Source organism: Candidatus Enterococcus testudinis, from assembly GCF_002140915.1.
In the GTDB taxonomy this organism is placed as follows: Bacteria; Bacillota; Bacilli; order Lactobacillales; family Enterococcaceae; genus Enterococcus_D; species Enterococcus_D testudinis.
This window is the reverse complement of record NZ_NGKU01000001.1, coordinates 1964508-1987599: the sequence shown is the minus strand read 5'-3', so window position 1 is coordinate 1987599 and position 23092 is coordinate 1964508. Positions and strand designations below refer to the sequence as shown.

General features: G+C 41.9%; 19 protein-coding genes and 1 riboswitch. Of the genes, 12 read left to right on the top strand and 7 right to left on the bottom strand.

Going from position 1 to position 23092, the window contains the following annotated elements; all coding sequences use genetic code 11:
* The first annotated feature begins 121 nt into the window (after window positions 1-121).
* The 6 genes from A5886_RS09540 to lplA all read left to right on the top strand — a co-directional run bounded on the left by A5886_RS09540 (window position 122) and on the right by lplA (window position 6790).
* Complete coding sequence (locus A5886_RS09540) at window positions 122-886, top strand: ABC transporter ATP-binding protein (RefSeq protein WP_086274870.1); 765 nt, start codon at window positions 122-124, stop codon at window positions 884-886.
* Window positions 876-2921, top strand: coding sequence for an FtsX-like permease family protein (locus A5886_RS09535; RefSeq protein WP_086274868.1), 2046 nt, complete (start codon window positions 876-878; stop codon window positions 2919-2921). Before A5886_RS09540 ends, A5886_RS09535 begins: the two co-directional genes overlap by 11 nt.
* A gap of 105 nt (window positions 2922-3026) precedes the next feature.
* Window positions 3027-4109: a M42 family metallopeptidase gene (locus tag A5886_RS09530; protein WP_086274866.1), complete on the top strand. Its 1083-nt coding sequence runs from the start codon at window positions 3027-3029 to the stop codon at window positions 4107-4109.
* A 9-nt stretch (window positions 4110-4118) separates the two neighbouring features.
* Window positions 4119-4904, top strand: coding sequence for a DUF975 family protein (locus A5886_RS09525; protein ID WP_256926196.1), 786 nt, complete (start codon window positions 4119-4121; stop codon window positions 4902-4904).
* Window positions 4905-5029: 125 nt separating this feature from the next.
* Complete coding sequence (locus tag A5886_RS09520) at window positions 5030-5767, top strand: MBL fold metallo-hydrolase (RefSeq protein WP_086274864.1); 738 nt, start codon at window positions 5030-5032, stop codon at window positions 5765-5767.
* Between the two features lie 18 nt (window positions 5768-5785).
* Window positions 5786-6790, top strand: coding sequence for a lipoate--protein ligase (gene lplA / locus A5886_RS09515; protein WP_086274862.1), 1005 nt, complete (start codon window positions 5786-5788; stop codon window positions 6788-6790).
* Window positions 6791-6869: 79 nt separating this feature from the next.
* Here lplA and proS read toward each other — a convergent pair whose 3' ends face one another.
* Together proS and A5886_RS15850 are read right to left on the bottom strand one after the other, a co-directional pair.
* The gene (gene proS / locus A5886_RS09510) at window positions 6870-8303 is read right to left on the bottom strand and encodes a proline--tRNA ligase (protein ID WP_086274860.1); all 1434 of its coding nucleotides are present in this window, start codon (window positions 8301-8303) and stop codon (window positions 6870-6872) included.
* Window positions 8304-8639: 336 nt separating this feature from the next.
* Window positions 8640-10454 carry an ATP-binding protein gene (locus tag A5886_RS15850; protein ID WP_218776638.1) on the bottom strand — a complete coding sequence of 605 codons (1815 nt, stop codon included), beginning with the start codon at window positions 10452-10454 and terminating at the stop codon, window positions 8640-8642.
* Window positions 10455-10652: 198 nt separating this feature from the next.
* On the opposite strand from A5886_RS15850, the gene A5886_RS09500 reads away from it, so the two are divergent.
* Window positions 10653-11171, top strand: coding sequence for a S24/S26 family peptidase (locus tag A5886_RS09500; protein WP_086274858.1), 519 nt, complete (start codon window positions 10653-10655; stop codon window positions 11169-11171).
* Between the two features lie 25 nt (window positions 11172-11196).
* Here A5886_RS09500 and A5886_RS09495 read toward each other — a convergent pair whose 3' ends face one another.
* From A5886_RS09495 to A5886_RS09480, 4 genes are read right to left on the bottom strand one after another with little or no spacing between them, the layout of a single operon-like run.
* Window positions 11197-11877 carry an energy-coupling factor transporter transmembrane component T gene (locus A5886_RS09495; protein WP_086274856.1) on the bottom strand — a complete coding sequence of 227 codons (681 nt, stop codon included), beginning with the start codon at window positions 11875-11877 and terminating at the stop codon, window positions 11197-11199.
* Window positions 11801-13231: an ABC transporter ATP-binding protein gene (locus A5886_RS09490; RefSeq protein WP_086274855.1), complete on the bottom strand. Its 1431-nt coding sequence runs from the start codon at window positions 13229-13231 to the stop codon at window positions 11801-11803. The genes A5886_RS09495 and A5886_RS09490 overlap by 77 nt, the downstream gene beginning before the upstream one ends.
* Window positions 13228-13833: an ECF transporter S component gene (locus A5886_RS09485; protein WP_086274853.1), complete on the bottom strand. Its 606-nt coding sequence runs from the start codon at window positions 13831-13833 to the stop codon at window positions 13228-13230. Before A5886_RS09485 ends, A5886_RS09490 begins: the two co-directional genes overlap by 4 nt.
* Window positions 13826-14434, bottom strand: coding sequence for a YkoF family thiamine/hydroxymethylpyrimidine-binding protein (locus tag A5886_RS09480; protein WP_086274852.1), 609 nt, complete (start codon window positions 14432-14434; stop codon window positions 13826-13828). Before A5886_RS09480 ends, A5886_RS09485 begins: the two co-directional genes overlap by 8 nt.
* Window positions 14435-14527: 93 nt before the next feature.
* Window positions 14528-14627: riboswitch (TPP riboswitch) on the bottom strand.
* Between the two features lie 298 nt (window positions 14628-14925).
* Between A5886_RS09480 and A5886_RS09475 the strand changes: the two genes are divergently transcribed.
* The gene (locus A5886_RS09475) at window positions 14926-16497 is read left to right on the top strand and encodes a metal ABC transporter solute-binding protein, Zn/Mn family (protein ID WP_086274850.1); all 1572 of its coding nucleotides are present in this window, start codon (window positions 14926-14928) and stop codon (window positions 16495-16497) included.
* Between the two features lie 65 nt (window positions 16498-16562).
* On the top strand, window positions 16563-17570 hold the full coding sequence (locus tag A5886_RS09470; protein ID WP_086274848.1) for a plasmid pRiA4b ORF-3 family protein: 1008 nt from the start codon (window positions 16563-16565) through the stop codon (window positions 17568-17570).
* 75 nt (window positions 17571-17645) lie between these two features.
* On the opposite strand, the gene A5886_RS09465 is transcribed toward A5886_RS09470, so the two are convergent.
* A complete protein-coding gene (locus tag A5886_RS09465) occupies window positions 17646-18773 on the bottom strand; it encodes an NAD(P)/FAD-dependent oxidoreductase (RefSeq protein WP_086274846.1) in 1128 nt (375 codons plus the stop codon).
* Window positions 18774-18894: 121 nt separating this feature from the next.
* Between A5886_RS09465 and recQ the strand changes: the two genes are divergently transcribed.
* From recQ to A5886_RS09450, 3 genes are all read left to right on the top strand, one after another.
* On the top strand, window positions 18895-20646 hold the full coding sequence (gene recQ / locus A5886_RS09460) for a DNA helicase RecQ (RefSeq protein WP_373404590.1): 1752 nt from the start codon (window positions 18895-18897) through the stop codon (window positions 20644-20646).
* 131 nt (window positions 20647-20777) lie between these two features.
* Window positions 20778-21509 (top strand): MurR/RpiR family transcriptional regulator, encoded by a 732-nt coding sequence (locus A5886_RS09455; RefSeq protein WP_086274842.1) that lies wholly within the window; start codon window positions 20778-20780, stop codon window positions 21507-21509.
* A 139-nt stretch (window positions 21510-21648) separates the two neighbouring features.
* Complete coding sequence (locus A5886_RS09450) at window positions 21649-23091, top strand: 6-phospho-beta-glucosidase (RefSeq protein ID WP_086274840.1); 1443 nt, start codon at window positions 21649-21651, stop codon at window positions 23089-23091.
* Window position 23092 lies beyond the last annotated feature (1 nt).

Below are 23092 nucleotides of genomic sequence, written 5' to 3'. Positions count from 1 at the left end.
ATGTTTCACACAATGAATAAAAAATTGATAAAAAAATTTTTGCGATTTTTTGCGTAAACGGTTTTCAATGAGAAAGTGTGCTACCATAGAGAAGAAATGATGAAAAAAAGGGGGGTTCTTTGTGAGAAATATGATCGATGTCAAACATTTGACCAAATCCTATGGCACGCGGTTCAACCAAACAAAAGTGTTAGACAATTTGTCCTTTGTCGTTGATAAAGGAGAGTTTGTCGGGATCATGGGGCCAAGCGGTGCCGGTAAAACGACGTTGATGAACTTATTGTCTTCCATTCTGCGCCCTAGTTTGGGGTCAATCTATATCAATGGGAAAGATATTACCCGAATGTCTGAGAATCGCTTGAGTGACTTTAGAAGAAAAGAGATCGGCTTTATTTTTCAAGATTTCAATTTATTGGATACATTGTCTGCCAAAGACAATATATTATTGCCTTTGGCTATTGATCGTTTGCCTATCGAGGAAACCGATCACCGGATTAGCCAGATTGCGGCATTGTTGGGCATTACGCATCTTTTAGATCGCTATCCGGAAGAATTGTCTGTTGGGCAAAAACAGCGGGTCGCAGCTGCGCGTGCGATTGTGAGTCAGCCGTCTGTATTGTTTGCGGATGAACCTACGGGTGCTTTGGATTCGAAAGCTGCAACGGAATTGTTGCGGTACTTAGACCAAATCAATCAACAGGAAAAGACCACGATATTAATGGTTACCCACGATCCCTTCACAGCAAGTTATTGCAATCGAATCTTGTTCATTAGGGATGGCGTGTTCTTTGCAGAAGTAACGAAAAAAGGGTCGAGACAAGAATTTTTCGAAAAAATCATTGATATGCAGGCAACGATCGGAGGCGGCCCTCGACATGTTGTTTAAAATCGGTTGGCGCAGTTTTTTAAAACAAAGCCGCAACTATGGTGTCTATTTTATCTGTATGATGACAGCAGTCATGATCTTTTATTCTTTCAGTGCTATGATGAATGATCGTTTGTTGACCCAGCGCGTACAGCAAGACATCCGGATCGAGGGTGTGTTAGGTTTTGGCAGTAGTGTCGTAGCATTTGTCGTCTTATTTTTTATGCTTAGTGCCAATCACTTTTTCCTCAGTCAAAGACAAAAGGAAATCAGTGTCTATCAACTGTTGGGTCTGAGCCGCGGTCGGCTGGCGTGGCTATTGTTGCGAGAAACATTTTTGTTGAACTTTTTTTCATTGATTGTTGGTATATTTATGGGGATCATTTTTTCAAAATTTTTCTCCATGATTTTGATTCGCGCCATGGGTTTGACGTTGACTAGCCATTTTTTTAATTCTTCGCGGTCGATAGTGACTACGATCATAGTTTTCCTGGCTGCTATGTTGATTTTGAGCGGTCAAGTGCTGTTGTTTGTCTGGCGTACCCCCATGAGCGAAACGTTGAAAACAGAGTATCGTTTGCCAATCAATAAAATGAAAATGACGCCTTTCCGTGTCTTGATGGGTGTTCTAGGATTGATTTTGCTTGGTGTCGGATATTATCTATCACTATTTCTAAAAGAAACATGGCAAACATATATAACCTATACACAAGACTTTTCGGCGATTCTTTGGATCCCGTTATTGATTCTTTTTTGTTGTATCACCGCCACCTATATCTTTTTTGATTGTACATTGCCAGCGTTTTTGCATTGGCTGAGTCGACCAAAAAAACGCAATATCAAAGGCGCCAAGTTGATTGCATACAACAATGTGCGGGCCTATTTACAGCGAACGTGGAAGAGTTATGCGTTTTTGACAGTGGTCACAGCCATCGCAATCTCCTTGATTGGTGGAACGATGGGGATGATTTCGTTGAATTACCAAGCAACAAGTCGGATATATCCTGTCGCTTATCAGGTAGCAGAAACCCAGGCTCAAGCATTGCGTGAGACGTTGAAAGAAAACCAAGTCTTACTCACCGCGGATCAAACCGTGACATTTAAGATGACCAATATGGCTATCTACACAAAATATTTAGGGGAAACAACGGGAAACACCCAAGAAGAAGTAATGGTCAATGTCCTTTCCCTTAGCCAATACAACCAATTGCGGCGATTGTTGGTGGAAACACCAACAGTGGAGATCAAAGGACAAGAGGCGGCATTGTTTGATAGTGATTATGATATAACCAGTGCATTCCGAACCTATCGTGATCAAGTACGGGTAGCCGATACTGCAAATTTCACGTTGGTTCAAACGGAACTTGATTATTTAGGTGATGATTCATTACGATACGCATTGGCGAATGTATTGGTCGTAAGTGATGCAGCATACACGCAACTTTCCGGCTATCAATATGGGGTAACCTATCTTCAAACGAAAGGCAGCGTATCAGAAGCAACGCACCAAGTAATTAGTGACGCACTTCAACCAGAATGGGTCGAACCGATCACGTATCAATGGATCAAAGGGAAAAACGGATCGCAGGCTGTCTTTGGCGCTGAAGATACAGAGAACGTTAATCAAATGACTGTGTATCGTTTAAACAGTGCAGATCGTTTTACAACGATGCGTAGTGTACGGCGGCAAGGAGGAATCATTCTATTTGTTTCTTTGTTTGTTGGGGTGATCGTCTTGATCACGACCTCCAGCAGTTTGATCGTTCGTCAATTTTCCAACACCGAAAGAGAAAAACGCAATTATCAACTGCTGACAAAATTAGGGTACAAGCGACATGAAATTCGCAAGCTGATTTATTGGCAAAATATTTGGATCTTTATGCCGGGGACTTTACTGGCAATTCTCCATGCGATCTTTGCCATCAATACCTTGACGCAGATCATCGATAGCCGCGGGTATTGGGTAGCATACTTATTCGCAGGTGCGGCGTTACTGGTGTATTTACTGGCCTATTTGATCACGGTCAAACTCTGTTTGCGGATCATTGAACGCTGAAACAAAAAGAGCGAAATTTTTCGCTCTTTTTTGTTTTGTCTGCACGTTGTGGGAAAGACAATGGTATAATCGTAGAGAATGAAACAAAGGAGGACAAGCACAAAGATGGATAAAAAAGAAGAACAGCTGTTGATCGATTTAACAAGCGCCCGTGGCGTACCTGGTAATGAAGAGGAGGTTCGAGAAGTCTTTAAGGCCTATGCCAAAGATTTTGCAGAAGATATCTTTTTTGATGGATTAGGCAGTGTTGTTGCCAAACACGTCGGTGACGGTGGTGGGCCAAAAATCTTTATCTCGGGTCATATGGATGAAGTCGGTTTTATGGTGACCAAGATCACTGAGAAGGGCTTTATCGAATTTCAAACATTAGGTGGTTGGTGGGGGCAAGTCATGTTGGCGCAGCAAGTCGAAATCAAGACGCAAGCCGGTCAATTGATCCATGGTGTGATTGGCTCGAAACCGCCACATGTATTAAGTTCAGAAACGCGGAATAAACCATATGATGTCAAAGATATGTTTATTGATATCGGTGCCAGCAGTGATACACAAGCCAAAGAATGGGGCATCCGCCCAGGTGATATGATCACGCCATACATCGAATACAAACGGTTGAATGACAGTAAATTCCTCTTGGCAAAAGCTTGGGATAACCGGATCGGTACAGCCGTTTCGTTACGGGTATTGGAAACGTTGGCTGCCGAAGGTCATCCAAACTGCCTTTTTGCTGGTAGTGACGTGATGGAAGAAGTTGGTTTACGGGGTGCGAGAACGAGTACCCACTTAGTGAATCCTGATATCGCCATTGCTTTGGATACAGGAACTGCTGGCGATACACCTGGTATGACACCGAAAGAAGCGGATTCTGTTTTAGGTAAAGGACCTCAAGTATTGATCTTTGATGCTTCGATGATCCCTCACAAAAAACTATTGAACTTTGTGATTTCTGTCGCTGAAGAAATGGAGATTCCTTTCCAATATACCGTGATTACCGGTGGCGGGACGGATGCTGGACAAATGCATTTGACTCGTGACGGTGTGCCATCGATCGCTATCACAGTGCCAGTACGCTATTTGCATTCTCATACATCGATCATTCATGAGGATGATTACTTGAACACAGTGAAGTTGGTCAGTGAAGTCGTGCGCCGCTTGGATGATAAAACTGTCAAAGCGCTGCGCAGTTATTAGGGTGAAACGATGAGAACAAATGATGTGATCCGTCAGTCTGCCAAAAATGCCTTGCGCGGTTTTTGGGGGACGATGGTTATAAGTATTTTGGCAACGATTGCTATTCAATCTGTCCTTAGCAGTATTTTGGGGACAGTGGGTCTCAATGCAGGAATCAGCGGCAGTCAAACATGGATTGATTTTATTCTAGAAAACTTCATCAATTTTGCGTTTACTTTTGGCTTAAGCATAATGGGACTGCTGCTGGTGCGCGACAGCAGGGTCAAACTGTCGACTATCTTTTTGGTCTTCGATAGACGGTTGTATCCAGCATTTTTCAGCTTAAATCTACTGAATGTTTTCGTGAACTATGTATTGGGATTGTTGATTTTCTTGCCGCAATTTGTACTGAGCGGTTTCAATCAATATCTGGAACTGGTCTTGTCGTTCAACCATGGTTTTTCGGCAGACCGTTCATTGTTGAATCAATCGATTGCTTTTGTGATCAGCTTGGTTATTTCGGTGATTTTGTTCCTCTTCTTATCACAGATCATCAGTGGTATTTTCCAAATCGCCATCTATCTGCGCTATGATTATCCCGAGTTGACGTTGGGACAATCTTTGAAACAAGCGTGGCGACTGTTGAAACCATCACTATGGCAATATATTTGGCTGCAGATCTCATTGATCGGCTGGTTCATTTTGGGGCTCTTAGCATTGGTTATCGGGGTTTTATGGGCGAATGCCTATGCCTATGCCCTAAATGCCGCATTTTATGAAGCGTTGAAAGAAGATCAAGCGCTGACTGTCTCCTAATCAACTTGCAACGCTTATCGACTGTTGGATAGGCGTTGTTTTCTTTCTTTGCTCAAATAATCCACTTTGTGATAGCATAGGGACAGTGAGAATGAAACTAAAGTCGGAATGAAGGAGGAAACAACATGAAATTGACCGTACTTGGATGCTTAGGTGCATACCCGTATCAAGGAGAAGGGACCACCGGTTATTTACTGGAATCGGAGGGCTTTCACCTATTGTTAGATGCAGGTAGTACCACCCTCGTCCAATTGGAGAAAATACTCGACCCATTATCGTTGGATGCGGTCATACTGAGTCATTATCATCATGATCATATTGCAGATCTTGGTGTATTGCAGTATTATTGGCAACTTTTTCCGCAGTCAGAACACCGCGGCGAATTACCGATCTATGGTCATGGGGAAGACCGTGTTCACTTTGAGGCGCTAACGATGGCAGGTGTGACGAAAGGCTATGACTATCTTCAGTCAGAGTCGTTAGAGTTGGGCCCTTTTTCAATCACATTTATGAAAACGATCCATCCAGTTACATGCTATAGCATGCGCTTTGTCGAAAAAAGCACCGGAAAGGTGTTCGTATTTACCGGAGATTCCGGCTATCTTGATTCTTTTGTCGAGTTTGCGCAAGAAGCAGATTTGTTTTTGGCAGATACTTATCTTTTTGCTGGCAACGAGCGGCATCATGCCCATTTTACGTCAAAAGAAGCTGGTGAGATCGCCCATGAAGCACATGTCAAAAAATTGGTGTTGACTCATCTGCCGCAACATGGCAATTTAGAACAATTGAAAGAAGAAGCAGCATTGGCTGCAGATGGCATACCAGTAGAATTGGCAGCTGTTCAAAAAATATTTGAGATATAATAGAAAGGGTGTTAAAGAATGCTTTTTGTGCCAAATGAGCTGCATGATCCAAGGATCAATTTAGCGATTGAAATCTTTTTACTGCAAGAAATGAAGATCGATGAACCCATTTTGCTTTTTTACATCAATGAACCATCGATCATTATTGGTCGCAATCAAAATACGATTGAAGAAATCAACCAAGACTATGTGGATGCTCATCAAATCCATGTTGTGCGCCGCTTTAGCGGCGGTGGGGCCGTTTATCATGACTTTGGCAATCTAAACTTTAGTTTTATCATGCCAGACGATGGCAATTCATTTAGAGATTTTGAAAAATTGACCAAACCGATCATCCAAGCTCTCCATGAGATGGGGGTTGAAGGTGCGCAGTTGAAAGGTCGAAATGATTTGGTGATCAATGATCAAAAATTCTCCGGCAATGCTATGTATGCAACGAACGGACGAATGTTTGCTCATGGAACGATTATGTTTGATAGTGATATCAACGAAGTCGTCAATGCATTGAAGGTTCGTAAAGACAAAATCGAATCAAAAGGCATCAAATCGATTCGTTCTCGGGTGACCAATATCAAGCCTTTCTTGCCGAAAGAAAAGCAAGAAATGACGACAGAAGACTTTCGGGATGAAATTTTGTTAAAGATATTTGGCGTGTCTTCTATCAATGATGTCAAAACCATCACGTTGACCGATCAAGATTGGATCAAAATCAATGAAATATCGGACAAATATTACCGCAATTGGGATTGGAATTATGGACAATCTCCTGCATTTGATATAGAACGGCGCCATCGGTTTCCCATCGGTTCCATCGAAATCCGCTTGAATGTCCAAGAAGGCCGAATTTCTGAGGCGAAGATATTTGGTGATTTCTTTGGGTTAGGAGACATTCAAGATGTCGAAGAAGCGTTAGTCGGTACCCGCTATGCCAAAGAAGACCTGCAAGCGAAAATCGAGACGATCGATGTCAAAAAATACTTTGGAAATATTACACCTGAAGATCTGCTAGGACTGATATATTAAGGCTAACAGATAAATCAGCATCAAACATAAAGCAGCAACGACTCATCAATGAAGAAGAGCCGTTGCTGCTTTTGTGTGATTAGTATGCGCGAGCGATCCAAACCGTATGTTTTGCTGGTTTGCCGCTGACGATATCAACTGTTTTTTCAACGGGTACATCAAAAGGAATATTCCGTGTGGTAAACCCAGTTTCTTCTTTGATTTTTGCTTCTGTTTCTTCCGTACCATCCCAACCAATCAAGACAAATCCAGTGACTTTGTCTTCTTTTTGACAAGTATCAATATGAGCTTTCAAGTCGTCTAATGTGTCAATATCCAAATACTCATTGTCATGATTGCGTTCTTTGGCTGCAGCCAATAGACGAGGAGTCATTGCTGCTAGTGCTTCATCGACATACTGTTCTAGCTCATCGAATGGGATTGCTTGTTTTTCTGAAATATCACGAATTTTCACCATCACTTGTTCATTTTCAAGATCTCTTGGACCGCATTCGATACGCAGGCAGGCACCTTTTAATTCCCATTCATTGAATTTGAAACCAGGAGAATTATCAGAATCATCCAAGCGGACCCGAATGCCCTTCGCTTTGAATGATGCTTGCAATGCGGTTAATTTTTCTACGATCGCTGGATTCTTCTTCCATGGACCGACAGGCATCAACACAACTTGTGTTGGCGCAATCGTTGGTGGGAAGACAAGGCCATTTTCATCGCCATGGGTCATGATCAACGCACCTAGTAAACGAGTAGATACACCCCAAGAAGTCGTATGGGCATGAACGTGCTTGTTTTCTTTCGACAAATAAGTGATATCGAAGGCTTCGGCGAATTTTGTCCCCATATAGTGGCTTGTACCTGCTTGAACGGCTTTTCCGTCTTTCATCATGGCTTCGATAGAATAGGTATCCACTGCACCTGCAAATCGTTCAGAAGGTGTCTTTTGTCCTTTGTAGACAGGAATCGCCAGGAATTCTTCACATAAGCGTGCATATTCGTCTAAGACACGCATCGTCCGTTTGCGGGCATCTTCTTCCCCTTCATGGGCGGTATGACCTTCTTGCCATAGAAATTCAGATGTTCTTAAGAAAGGCAAAGTTTTCTTTTCCCAACGGAAGACATTGGCCCATTGATTGATTTCGTAGGGTAGATCACGATATGAATTGATCCAGTCTGAAAAAGCTGAGCCAATCATTGTTTCAGAAGTTGGTCGCAATGCTAGAGGTTCTTCTAACTTTTCATTGCCCACTTCAGTGACCCATGGCAATTCAGGGGCAAATCCTTCAATGTGATCTGCTTCTTTCATAAAGAAGCTTTGGGGAATCAGCATAGGGAAGTAAGCATTACGGATCCCTTCCGCTTTCAAGAACAGATTGAATTCTTCTTGGATATGTTCCCATAATTCAAAGCCATCTGGGCGAAAAATAATCGATCCTTTGACAGGGGAATAGGCCATCAGTTCAGCTTTTTGGATCGTTTGGATATACCATTCTGTAAAGTCGTTTTTTTGTGTCATTTGTTTTCCTCCTTAAAAAAATAAAAAAAGCATCCCGTCCTAAAAAAGGACGAAATGCTTGGATTTCGCGGTACCACCTTTGTTGACTATTATGATTAGTCCAACTCGTTAAAGGATAAGGCCTTTCCACCGACCGTTTTGCGGTCATGTCTATCGGTAGGTTCGTTTTATCAGCGGGTGTCGAAATTCCAGCATGCTCCGACTCTCTGTAACCATCATAAATCTACTTGTCCGATGCGTTGTTATCTAAGCTATATGCTATATGGTTACATCAGAAAATGCAAGCTTTTTTTACGATTGGAACGGCTTTGCGTCAGATTGGTGGAGAATCCTTCCTTAACTATTCAAAATAAGCCTCATTTTTTTCGTCCCCTCATGATGAAGGATCGAATACTCTCCCTGATAGGAACGAAGAATGCGTTTGATCTCTTGCAGATCCCGATTGTCTTGTTTAAGCATCACGTCGCTAGTTTTTCCAACGATTTGACCATCTTCGGTCACAGTAAATGTACAGTCAAGGATTAGTTGGTGATTGTTTTCGACACTTCTTATTGACACACGGCGCTCCTTTGGATCAGTGAGCAAATAGGTATGCCTAAATGCATAGTCTAATAAGTGCATAAACAGCGGCAATAAATCATCTTCATGCAAGCGTTGGAAAAGTGTTGTGTCGATCGTATGGTCAAAACGCACACTTTTATTCGCAGCTTTCCTTTCATAAGTCGCCAGCAGCATCGTCAATAGTGAAGGCATATCCTCATGTTGTTCCATTTTATGGGTATCGATATGATGCTCAATCACAGAGATGCCTTCAAAAGCAGCTGCTAGTTGCTGTTCTTCCAACATTTCTTTGATCAACTGTGTTTGTTGTTGGATCGAATCGAGGGTCTGATGCCACTTCGCCGTTTTATGAGGAAACAGACTATGCTGATTCTCATATAAACGTATTTTCATACTGGTTGTATCATTTTCTTTCGTTTTTTCTTCATGTGAGAAAAAGTGTTCCAGCAAAGCGTAGCAAGTAAACACGACCACCAACATCATAAAGAGAATCGATGACCAATTGACAGGCGAGTGACGAAGATGAAGGACATCCAAAATATAGATGAAGCAATGTCCGATTGCAGCAACGACCACCCATGGTGCACATAAGACATAAAAATGGTTCTTTTTGACTGCTTCATAAATCGCAGCAAAAGAAGTGATGAAGGTACTGGCGATATTCAGTAATAAAATATAATTCATCATATTTGGCATTTGCTGTGGATAGATGAGTCCTCCGGAAATGGCAGCAAGTCCAAATAAATAGTGGAACAAGACCCATTTTCCATAATACTTGCGACCATAGATCATTTTAGAAAAATAAAAACCAATCAAACACATCGGTGTGAGAATCATGAGTATGTTTAGTATCAGTGAATTGTAAGAAGAGCGAAACAACAAGCCACCTAACATATCGCCAAAACCAGCTTCCAAGCCAGCAAAAAGCGCAAAGCCACTGAAAAGCAAAGCGGACAAACGGATTTTCCTTTGACGCATATACACCCATAAAACATAAAAGACATTGAAGATACAGATCAGACCTGTCAGCAATAAGATGAAGATATTCGGAATAGAGTGCTGAAAAATATACGCAATCAATGCGTTGGCTGTTCCAAAATAAATCTCTGCTGGAAAACCAGCGAAATTGTCGAATGGACTGGATACATAGATACGCAACGTTTTTCCTTGGTAATCTTGAGGTAAGGTTACAAAGGACAACGTTTTACCTGGATGACTCGTCATAAAACTACCAGGCGTGTAATCGTTTGTATAAAATTGTTCGTCATCAAGATAAGCAGTGAGCCGTTGATGATCGCCAATCATCAGTAAGGTCGGATACTGGTAATCGCTGGTCATTTTTCGCTCCATAATAAATGTTTCGTTCGCTTTGACGTTTGGTAAAACATTCACATAATTACTGGTAAATGTCGCCTCAGGCTGCGAGTCGGTGTAGTAAAGCCAATCCTCTTTTTTTTCAATCGATGCTAAGTCAGCAGTAGGAAAAAATGCCTGCGCAATAAAAAAAATGATCAAACCCATAAATGTCATAGCCAAAAGAAAAAAAGGAAGAACCGATTTTAAATTTATATTGTTATTTAATTTACCCATGAAGGAAGCTCCTTTTTATTATTCATTTTTAGAATAATATAAAAAAGATGATAAAGTCAATTATATTTAGAAATTCAGAAAATTAAAATAACTCGTAGATTTATTTATAGTCATTTTTTATTTATTTTTCTTTGTTGTAAAAAATAATTATATGTTATAAAATAGAATAGACAAGTATCGATAGAGTGGGAGGATAAGATGAGACGTTTTTCCAAACAAAGCATCAAGCTCTCGTTTGCATGTTTAATGATCATGCTCTGTTTATTATTGGTGATTGTTGTACCGAAAGTGCTTGGTTTCACAATAACTGTGGTTACAACAGATGCCATGATGCCAACCTATGCAGAAGGAACAGTGCTTTTTGTTAAAAATGTAACGGAAGATAACCTAGTTGTCGGTAATGAAGTGACCTATTATATCAATCAAGGAAAAGAGATGCAGACACGCAGGATCGTGGCAATCGAAGATGATCAATCGATGATTTATACGATTGGTGACAATCAACATCAGTTGGAGCAAAGCGGCATCAAAAAAAGTCAATTGATTGGTCAACCCATTTTTTCTATTCCCTATGTGGGAGAATTGGTCCATCAACGAACCATCACTGTAGTCTTCATTTTATATGGGTTGTTCGCTTTATATGTTTTAGCGGCAACTATTTTTGTGACACTCTATCAAATCAAAACCGGCTGGTTAAAAAGGACCATTTCATATTGAAATGGTCCTTTTCATGCGCATGTCATTATAAGTAGATCGTGCCAATCGCACTGCCTGCCAAACAGCAAAGCAGAAAGACCCAATCTAACTGAGAAATCACGAAAGTCTTTGCGTAACTTCGTTTTGCTGCAGCATCAAAGCCTCTAGAGGTCATTGCATCAGCCAATAGTTCTGACCAGCGTACTGATTTGACGAGTAAAGGAATCAAGAAGGTCATAGAAAAAGGGCCAGCATTGATTCCTCTGGATTGCAGACTGTGTTTGATGTTTTTTGATTCAGTTGGCAAAATAGGCGCCATTTGAAAAGCCGCCATCAATCCGTAAGCAAAGACCGGTGTCAATCCCAGTTGTTGCTGCAGTGAATATATCAAATCGACGATTTCTGTGGATGCCGTGAAAGCCGTACCTAAGATGCCGAAGCAATACACTCTGGCTGCCATGGCTAACCCATATTGAATGGCCTGTTTTTGGTTGTCTTGGGCGGTTTGATCATGATAAAAAATCATGCCTGTAAAAAAAACGCCGATAGCAGACAGGGACAAAACAGTGAACAATAGAAGGAATCTCTTGGGGCTAAGATCTTTGAGAATCAACAACAAGAAAACAATCGTGACGATCACTGTCAGTCTGCTATTTGTTTGAAAAGAAATGACCAATGCGAGCGCTAAAATCACGAATAGCTTGACGGTTGGATTGAGTTTTTTCATAAGGTTCCTCCAAAAGATAGTGATTGAAATCAATGATCTGACTGCAAAATGCCTGCAGAAGATCCGTATCATGACTGACAATGAGCACAAGGGTGCCAGCATTGGCTTTTTCTGACAACATCTGCATGATTTGCCATGCTTGTTTGATATCTTGGCCATAGGTTGGCTCATCGACGAGCAGCACGGGTACTGACCGAGACAAAAAGCTGGCAACCGCCAATCGGCGTTGCTGTCCTTGACTCAACAAAAAGGGGGAGGTTTGACTTTTTCCTTGTAGATCCAGCTGGGCCAACTGTGTATCAAGGGGAATCTCTTGTTGGCCCGCCCGTAACTCATCAGCAACAGTTGCGGCAATAAATTGGTCTTGCGGATTTTGCATGATCCAACTCATTTGTTTGAAGGCTTGTTTGGTAGATATCACTGGTTTTTGATCAATAGACACAGTTCCTTCATATGGGTGTTCTTGCAGCAAGACTTTCAAAAAGGTCGATTTGCCAATGCCGCTTTTTCCAACGATCCCGATCATGCCGCCAGCAGGAAAAGCATAAGTGGGTAGACTGATCGTATGTGTTCCTGCTGGGAAACGAAGATGTTCGATGAGAAGACGTTCGTCTGAAAGATTTTTTTTCTGTACGGGTCTAGGAACTTCAGGTATCGACAGTGTCTGACGGATCGATGCTTCTAACGCAAGAATGGTTCCTTGATCAACTGAAAGGAACTGCTGGTCGATCAATAACCAACGATCCACCCATTCTGTCACATAAGCTATCTGGTGATCGATCAGCAAGATCCCAATATTGCGGGTACGCTGCAACAAACGTAATTTTTGGATCAAGTGTATCCGTGTTTGTTCGTCCAAATTGGCAAAGGGTTCATCTAATAATAAGTAGCTACTGTCCATCACCAAGCAGCACGCCAAAGCAACAAGTTGTTTTTGGCCACCAGATAATGTACGCAGTGGTTGATCAGCCAATGCTTCAATATCGCAGAATGACAGGGCTTCTGTGACACGTTGGGGCATATCCTCAGGGGATACAGCTCTATTTTCTAAACAAAACAGTAGTTCTTCTCTTGGTGTATGCATGCAAAATTGGGTGTCTGGATTTTGGAATAGTAAACTGATGTTCGAAGCGCGTTCACTGATCGATAATTTGTCCACTGTGTGACCATTGATTGTGTAGGTTCCAGACAAGAAACCTTCTTGGCTCAACCCAGCAAGGATCCGAAAGAGGGTGCTTTTTCCTGACCCGGAAGGACCATAGATAGCGATAGTCTCGCCGGGTTGCAGAGTGAAAGAGACTGTAAGTGTCTGTTGATCACAAGGAAACTGACAGCCGTCGACATGCATACTCATTGCATAGTCTTTCCATTGGCAGAAAGTGTGGGATCCGCTGCAATTGGGTAGCTGTTTAAGACACCCATACGTGCTAAATGATCACAGACGATTTTCACCAAAAAGGCGGAGAAGAACAGTGCAGAGCATAAACGAATTACAAAGATCGTCAATAATAGCTGCCATTGCAGATCAACAAAATTTGCCCGGATGATGCCCCAAATGAAACTAGTGATCGTGGCCCCAATCGCACCCGTAATCAAAGGAAACCAGCCATAGCGTCGATAACCGCCCAATGCAAAGCCAGCTTCGGTACCGATACCTTGGACAAAACCGCTAATAAAAATGATTGGTCCATAAAAATTACCCATAAAGACTTCCAGTAACGCTGCAATCATTTCGGTAATTGTGGCTGCACCGGGTTTACGTAAGACATAGCCCGCAAATGCTGCCGCCATGAACCAGACGCCAAATATACATTCATTGGCTAAGACGGAGAGACCCAATGGGGTGAGGAGCGTGCCCAATAGCAAACCGAAATGGACAGCGCCCAAATAGATGACACCAAAGATCAAAGAGGCGATCCCCACCATGATCACGTCTTTCAATGCCCATTTAAACATGGTCTGGCACCGCCTTTGAGGGACTGTTCACAGAAATCGTCGCTTCTAAGACATAATGAGATAGGTGCTTGTGGGCATAAGCCAAAGCTGCTTCAAAGTATTGGAACAACTGGCTGGCTGAGCCGGACAAGAGGGTCACATAATGGGCAGATTGTGGATGCAAGCCATATTCATCTGCTAAAGCAACGATTGCTGCGATTTCTTCCATATAGTTGTTTTCCCCAAATGCGTAGAAGGAATATTTGCAATCAACCGCAAATGTCCCTTTGTTTTGGTTGTTCACTATGTTAGGTGTTGCTTGTTGACCGTTTAGGTAACTATCCCCGGCATGATCACCTGGGCAACCTTTCGAAAAGGTAAATTCGCCAACGAGATGTGTCTGTGGATCCCGCGCATTGATAAAGAGCGCAGCCGCCGCATCAACTACGCTTGCAGGTTCACCTCGGTACAACGTGCTGAAAAGATCTGTTTGCTGCCAAACAGCACTGGTGTTGGTTTCGTTGATACTGGTTAAAATGTGGTTTGCGAATTGATCTTTCATCGGATAAAGACTCACCCGGCATCCTGTAATATCGATTGTTCCAGTTTGACATGTGTCCATTTAATATTCTCCTCTCATTTTGTTTCTGTCCGCAAAAAAAAGCGTTCCCCCTTTAACTATCCACATGCAGACAGAAAAATGGGAACGCAAAAAATATGTGCGCCGCCACTTCCCTACGTTGGTACTAACCAAATCAGGTTCTAAGGGACCAGACCAAAGTCTATCTCAGCAAAAAGCGCCCCTAGTGGATATCTATTCAATTGAATGACCACAGTGTAGCACATCTCATTTGAAAGAACAACTGCGGCAAGAGAGAAAGTCACATGTACAGCACCAAACGAAGTGGCCGTTACACGAAGGGTTATATGAAGATTCTATCATATAAAAAAACATGAAAATATATATTGACACTTATGAAATTGTTGTGTAAAGTAGGAATTCGGAAGTAAAACGTAATCTTTACGTTTTGTTTTTGTAAATCGTAATTGGTTTCATCGTATTTTCTATTGTAAACAAGAAAGAAGGAAAAAGAAAAAAGGAGTGTACAAAAAATGAAGAGGTTTTTTAAAATAACGTTACTTACTGTAGCTGCACTAGGATTGGCCGCCTGTGGTCAAGGGGGAACAGATAGCACGAATCAATCGGAAGCTGCAAGTACTGAATCAGCAAGTACTGAAGCTACAAGTGAACCGATCCAAGTGATTGCTACATTTTATCCAATGTATGACTTTACCCAGCAAATCGTTGGTGACGAAGGGGAAGTTACATTGTTGATGCCCGCTGGCACAGACTCTCACGATTATGAACCTTCCGCAAAAGATATGGCAGCGATCCAAGATGCCGATGTGTTCGTATATAACAATGAAAATATGGAAATGTGGGTCCCATCGATCGAAACGACGCTTACAGACGGGGATGTGAATGTGGTGAAAGCGACTGAAGGCATGATTTTATTGCCGGGAGATGACGATCATGATCATAGCCACGATCACGATCATGACCACGAAGATGATGGTCATTCTCATGAATTAGATCCACATGTCTGGTTGGCGCCAAGTTTAGCAATCAAGCAAGTCGAAGCGATCCGTGACCAATTAAGTGCGGCTTATCCTGACAAAGCCACAGCATTCAATGACAATGCAGCCGCTTATTTGGACGAATTGCAAGCGCTGCATGAATCCTATCAAGAAGCCTTCAGTGATCCCGCACAAAGTCATTTCGTGACACAACATGCTGCGTTTGGTTACTTGGCATTAGAGTATGGATTGACACAAGTGCCGATTGCCGGATTGTCCCCTAGCGAGGAGCCTTCTGCTTCTAGAATTGCTGAGTTGAAAGAGTTTGTTAACGAAACTGGCATCGAAACGATCTACTTCGAAGAAAATGCCAAAGACAGTATTGCACGGACATTGGCTTCAGAAGCTGGTGTGGATCTGGCAGTGTTAAATCCTTTAGAAGGATTGACACAAGAGCAAATGGACAATGGCGAGAACTATATTTCAATCATGGAACAAAACCGTGACGCGTTGTTGAAAACAACAAATGTTGCCAATGACAAAGAAATAGCTGACACGGAGAAGGAAAAAACGGTCTACAATGGCTACTTTGAAGATAGTGCAGTAGAAGACCGACCTTTATCCGATTGGGCAGGAGATTGGCAATCTGTTTATCCTTTCTTAGCAGATGGCACTTTAGATCAAGTCTTTGATTTTAAAGCAAAACAAACACAAAAAATGACAGCAGAAGAATATAAAGCGTACTATACAACTGGTTATCAAACCGATGTTGCCAATATCATCATTACCGACCAAACGATGACCTTTGTATTTGATGATGGGACAGAAAAAGAAGCAACGTATACCTATGCCGGTAAACAAATTTTGACTTATGAAGCTGGCAATCGCGGTGTGCGCTACCTGTTTGAAACGACAGATGAAAATGCTGCTTTCAAATATATTCAATTTAGTGATCATGCCATCGCATCAGAAGATGCGCATCATTTCCATATTTATTTCGGCAATGATAGCCAAGAAGCATTATTGGAAGAAATGGAACACTGGCCTACTTATTATCCAACTGAGATGGATGGATTAGAAATTGCACAGGAAATGCTGGCTCACTAAAAAAAAGATTGACATTTACCGCTCTTTTCGTCAAAGTAAAGCTGATAGGAAGGAGCGGTTTTGTTTTGGAAAAAACGTTAAAAAAATTAGCAAAAGTGATCGATCGAATGATGGATCATGTCGATCTTTATGGTGGACCCTCTATTGTCAGTGATGATAATCTGGAACACTATTTGGATCCGGTTTTTTATCTGATTTTTTGTGCAGAAACTGCTGGTGGTCTCAGTAAGTTGAAAGATAAGGCATTTGTGACGGAGATCTATACAGAGTTTCTGCCACAAGAACTTCCTTATAACTTGCGTTATATACCATTTGCAAAGAGTGTGATGGAAGATTTTTATTATTGTTTATACAAAGAAAAACATATAACAAAAGCACAATATTTAGAAATGGCGTTTATCTTCGCAGAAAAGCAGACGACTTTTTTTGCCCGTATGACGATCCCGCAATTTTGGTCAGAGGAAAAGCAAGATGAGATGATGGCTAGAATCATGGAGGAAGAACCAGAGGAGCATGATCTTTTACCCATTGACGATCCACGTATTGCAGCTGTATCAAAGAAAGTGGTTCCTTTTCCAAATCAAAAAACTGTTTTCGATGAAGAAGATGACCAACCTGCAGCGTATCAGATTCGCATCGATCTCGAAGGCTATCGTCCGCCGATCTGGCGACGATTGGTGATTCCGGCTGGTATTAGCTATGAGCAGCTGCATCTCCTGATTCAAATCGCTTTTGAGTGGATGAATGAACATTTATATCTCTTTTTTGCTGGTCAAAAATCTTTTGGCGTCGGTATCTCCGCTGCCAGCGAAAAAGCAACGATCGACCAAGATTTTCAAGAATGCAAATCACTGACCTATATTTACGATATGGGTGCTGATTGGACCCATAAAATCAAAATCGAGAAGATATTGAAAAAAGAAGACATCACCGTTCCTTATTATCCAGTTTGTATCAAAGCAGTCGGTGATTCACCGGTGGAAGATATGTTTGAAGACTTGCGGGAACCATTGGATCGGGAAATCTTAAATGAACAGCTCGCTGATTATTGGGAAACAGGTGAACTTTTCTAAAGAAACTGGCATACAAAAGGATCTGGCATACAAAGCGTATGCCAGATTTTTTGCGTATTCTTCATTTTCGATGGTTTAGTGGCTGGATGGGCTGATTTTGCGGACATAGTCAGAAACAGGTTTACTATACTGTGAGAAATCTGCTCTCTGCTGGCCGCTCTGATTGAATGAACTGGCAAGCAGGTAGCCGATATAAGGACCGGTGGTTAAGCCAGAAGAGCCCAATCCGCTAGCGGCATACAGTATACCTTGACCAGAGACATCGCCAAAAAATGGCGCAAAATCTGATGTATAGGCACGGGTTCCCACGCGAAAAGAGAGGGGTGTTTGATAAAGTAAGTTTGGCTCTTCTAAAAAATCATGTATACCGGTCATTAATTGTTGTTTGGCTGCTTGCGTTGGCGTCAGATCCCACTTGGCATCATTTTCATGGGTGGCGCCTAATAAAATATTGCCGTTGGCAAAAGGAATCAAATCGCCTTCGCCAGCCAACATCGCTACTGGCCAGTCATCAGTTTTGAACGGCGTTGCAAAAGATAAAAGCTGTCCTTTTTGCGGACGAACATCGACTTGGTAACCTAAAGGAGCCAAAAGCCCATGGACGCCGGGGCCGGCAGTCAAACACAGAATATCTGAGTGCAGGCTTTGTCCATTCACTAAGACATCCCAGCTACCAGAATATTTTTGGATCATTGCTTTTCCTTCGATAAATTGGACGTTTCTTTGTTTGGCGATCTCTCTTATATGAAGCAGATAGGCACGCCCATCTAAACGCCCGCCACCACTGATAAATAGGGTGGGGCGTGCTTTTAACAAAGGTAGAGCTTGTTTGGTTTGCGTCCTGTTTAAAAGCTGAATCTCACCGATTTCTGGGGCCGCTTTTTTGCGGGATTCTGCTAACGCTGCTAGTGCTAAAAGTTCTTCTTCTGGCCGCAGGATCAAGGTACCAGAAGGCGCATAAATCCTTCGGTCCAACGCAAAATCTTTGACCAATTTTTCGAAGAATGCCGCGCCATCTTGAGCCAGATGATACCATTTTTTGTTGCGTCTTTTGGATAGCCACGGAGAAATGATGCCGGCACTGGCGCTGGTTGCCTGACCAATATGTTGGTCGACGACTGTTACTTCATATTGGGTGGGATCGAGATAAACAGCGAGGGTCATGCCAATGATACCACCGCCGATGATTGTAATTGTTTTCATGTCTTCACTCCTTGTATCAATAGAGCTGCGAGCAAGTTCGTATCTGAGATGAACTTCTTCTCATAGCTATTTTCTTTGCGTACTTAATTGCGTATAATAAAACAGTGGAAAAGAGGGTATTATGGACATTCATTCAGTATTAAAAGAACATTTTGGTTACACGCACTTCCGAGAAGGGCAAGAAACCATTATCCAATCTATTTTAACACAACAAAATGTTTTGGGAATCATGCCGACGGGTGGCGGAAAATCGATTTGTTATCAGTTGCCCGCACTCTTATTAGACGGTGTGACCTTAGTGATCTCCCCGTTGATTTCTTTGATGAAAGATCAAGTGGACAGTTTGCGGGACATGGGTATCCCAGCAGCATACATCAATTCAACATTATCGAGTAGCGAAATCAATCAACGGATGCAACAAGCCAGAAATAGACAATTGAAGCTTTTGTATGTCTCGCCGGAACGATTAGATTCTGAGGCATTTCGTTTTTCACTGAAACAGGTGCCAATCTCATTGATTGCGGTCGATGAAGCCCACTGTATTTCTCAGTGGGGACATGATTTTCGACCAAGTTATTTACGTTTGGCAGAAACGATCAGTCAACTTGAAAGTAAACCAACGATCGTCGCACTAACGGCAACCGCCACACCGAAAGTAGCAGAAGACATTGAGCAGTTATTATCTATACCAGCACAAAATCAGGTCAAAACCGGATTTGCTAGAGAAAATTTGGCATTCCAAGTGGTCAAAGATCAAAAGGATACATATATTAGCACCTATCTTAAAATGAATCAAGGCCAGTCTGGCATCATTTATGCGAGCACTCGCAAGGAAGTTGAACGGATCTATCATTTGCTGAAGCACGATCAAATAGCAGTTGGGTATTACCATGGCGGTTTGTCAGAAGAAGAACGCTCCTACTTTCAAGAAGAGTTTCTTTATGATCGGATCCAAGTGATGGTCGCAACAAATGCCTTTGGGATGGGAATCAATAAGAGCAATGTCCGTTTTGTGATCCATGCCCAGATGCCCGGCAATATTGAGTCATATTATCAAGAAGCAGGCCGTGCAGGTCGGGACGGCGAACCCAGTGATGCCATCTTGCTGTATGCGCCGCAAGATATGCAGATTCAACAATTCTTCATCGATCAATCAGAGTCAGATCTTCATTATCGTCAAAATGAATACTTGAAGTTGCGAGAAATGAGTCAATACGGCCATACACAACTCTGCTTACAACGTTACATTTTACGCTATTTTGGTGAAGATGGTCCTGATTGTCAACGCTGCAGTAATTGTTTGGATGAACGTGAACAAGTTGATATCACCGTCGATACCCAAAAAGTTTTATCTTGTGTCAAGCGGATGGGGGAACGATTTGGTAAATCCTTAGTAGGTAAAGTCTTAACCGGTTCTGCTGACCAAAAAGTCAAGCAATGGGGCTTTGAAAAATTGCCAACGTATGGTTTGCTCAAAGACTGGTCGCAAAAAGATGTCAATCAACTGATTGACTATTTGACCGCTTCCGGGTATTTGCTGCCTTCAGAAGGACAGTACCCACTACTGAGCGTCACCAATGCCGGCGTCGATGTCTTGTTGGGGAAAATCCATGTCTTTCGTAAAGAAACCAAAGTCAAACAACTGGTTGTTGATGATGCATTATTTGATCAGTTACGAGCCTTGCGCTTATCCTTGGCCCAAGAGCAAAACTTGCCGCCTTATGTTGTCTTTTCGGATAAGACCCTCAGGGAGTTGGCTGAAATACAACCTAAATCACCCATCGAGTTTTTACAGATCAAAGGGGTCGGACAGAACAAGTTGGATAAATATGGCGATGCTTTTTTGGGGTTGTTGGCGGAGTACCGCGGCTAAAGGCATGTCTACTTTCTTCTTGAACATCTCTTATATTTTCAAAAAAAGCAGGTTTCATTCTAATCTGAAGGTGACCAAAGGATAAGAGATGTGTTACAGTGAAACCAGATGATAACTTAGGAGAGATCAACATGTCTTTTTTCGGAAAAATAGATTTTAATGAACTGTCGGAAACAGATCGAGCGATTTATCACTATATGGCAAGTCAAAGTGACAAGATTCCATACATGCGCGTGCGAGAAATCGCCAAAGAATCTCATACATCTGCTTCTTCTGTCATGCGCTTCATCAGAAAGCTGGGTTTTGAAAGCTTTACAGAATTTCGGACCCATTTTAAAGTGCCTGACTTTGAAAGTGCTGATTTTTTGAGTAGTTTAACTGTTTTAAGCGCCGAGCATTTTCCTAGAGACATTGAAGGGAAAATTACGAGAATTGCTGAAAAGATGATTGCCTGTGAAAATATCATCTTTTATGGAATAGGGGCATCGGCATCGATTTGCGAATATGCTGCGCGGCGGTTTGCGACCATTGGCTTTAATAGCTTTGCCTTGGTTGATCATACATACCCGATTGGAGCGAAATTAAAAAATACATCAGAAAATATGCTGATTGCTTTATCCGTAACAGGAACTACGACAGAAGTCGTTGAAGTTGTAAATGGTTTTCGTAATAATCCAGATTTTACAACTGTTGCGATTACTAGTGATGCGAATAGCACATTGGCAAAAATGTCTGATTACATGTTAGATTATTCTATAGATGTCCAAAGAATCAATAAACATGAAGATTTGACGAGTCAAATTCCAAGTATGTTTTTAGTGGAATCATTATCTGAGGTTGTCAGAAAAATAGCAAATGCTTGATCGAACACGCTCTGGTACACTACGTACCATGATGCGTGTTTTTTCTTTTTTTGTGATAGTGAACCAGTTTCAGCAAATCGACCAAAACTGAAAACGTTTTTATGTATACTGGAAGTAACAAGTTGAGAGGATGGGGAAGATGAACGATTTTCCAAAGAATTTTTTGTGGGGCGGCGCAGTAGCTGCCCACCAAATCGAAGGCGGCTGGAATGTTGATGGCAAAGGTCTCAGTATAGGCGACGTCATGACAAATGGAGGAAACGGTATTGCAAGACAAATAACAAAAGGTGTCGAAGATCAGTATTATTACCCAAATCATGAGGCAATCGATTTCTACCATCGCTATCGAGAAGACATCCTATTACTGAAAGAACTTGGCTTGAAGGTCTTTCGTACGTCGATACATTGGTCAAGGATTTTTCCATTAGGGGATGAGCAAGAGCCTAATGAACAAGGGTTGCAGTTCTATGACGACCTATTTGATGCATTGCTGGAAAATGGCATTGAACCAGTGATTACTTTATCTCATTTTGAGATGCCGTATCATTTAGCTGAAACGTATGGCGGCTTCAAAGATAAGCGCGTCATCGAATTTTTCGCGCACTATGCTGAAACTGTGATGCATAGGTATAAAGATAAAGTGACATACTGGATGACTTTCAATGAAATCAATAATCAAGCGGATGGGCAACATGACTTACATACCTGGACGAATTCTGGTATTTTGTTCGAGGACAATGAAACGGAATCTGAAAAAGAAGCAATCATTTTTCAAGCATCGATCAACGAATTGATTGCAAGTGCAAAGGCGGTCCAACTTGGCAAAATCATCAATCCAGATTTTCAGATAGGCTGTATGATGGCTTACGTTCCTATCTATCCTTATTCTAGTAAACCCGAAGATCAAATGGCTGCGCTAAAAGTCATGCAACGTCGATTTTTCTATAGTGATATTCATGTGCGAGGGACAGTACCAGCTTATGCGAAAAAACGTTGGCTGCAAAAAGGGATCAACATTGATCTGTCGGCTGAAGAAGAAAAGATTCTTCAACAGGGAACTGTTGATTTTATTGGATTTAGTTATTACATGTCAGGAACAACTACCACTATAGAAACAGTCGATGGCCAACCAATCAGCGATTTTGAACATAGCAAAATGCTGACTAATCCATATGTGGCATCGAGCGACTGGGGATGGCAGATTGATCCAGTTGGTTTAAGATACACATTAAATATTGTGTATGAACGATATGGATTGCCGCTCTTTATAGTAGAGAATGGGTTTGGAGCGTATGATGATGTACATGAGGAAATCATCCAAGACAACTACAGAATCGATTATTTAGCTGCGCATATCATCCAAATGAAGCTGGCAATCGTTGAAGACGGAGTTGATGTCTTGGGCTATACAACATGGGGAATCATTGATATTGTCAGTTTTGGCTCGGGCGAGATGGACAAACGCTATGGCATGATCTATGTGGATAAAGATAATCAGGGCCACGGTACTTTGAAACGGAAAAAGAAAGCATCATTTCATTGGTACCAGAAAGTAATCGCTACAAATGGGGAGGATATATAAA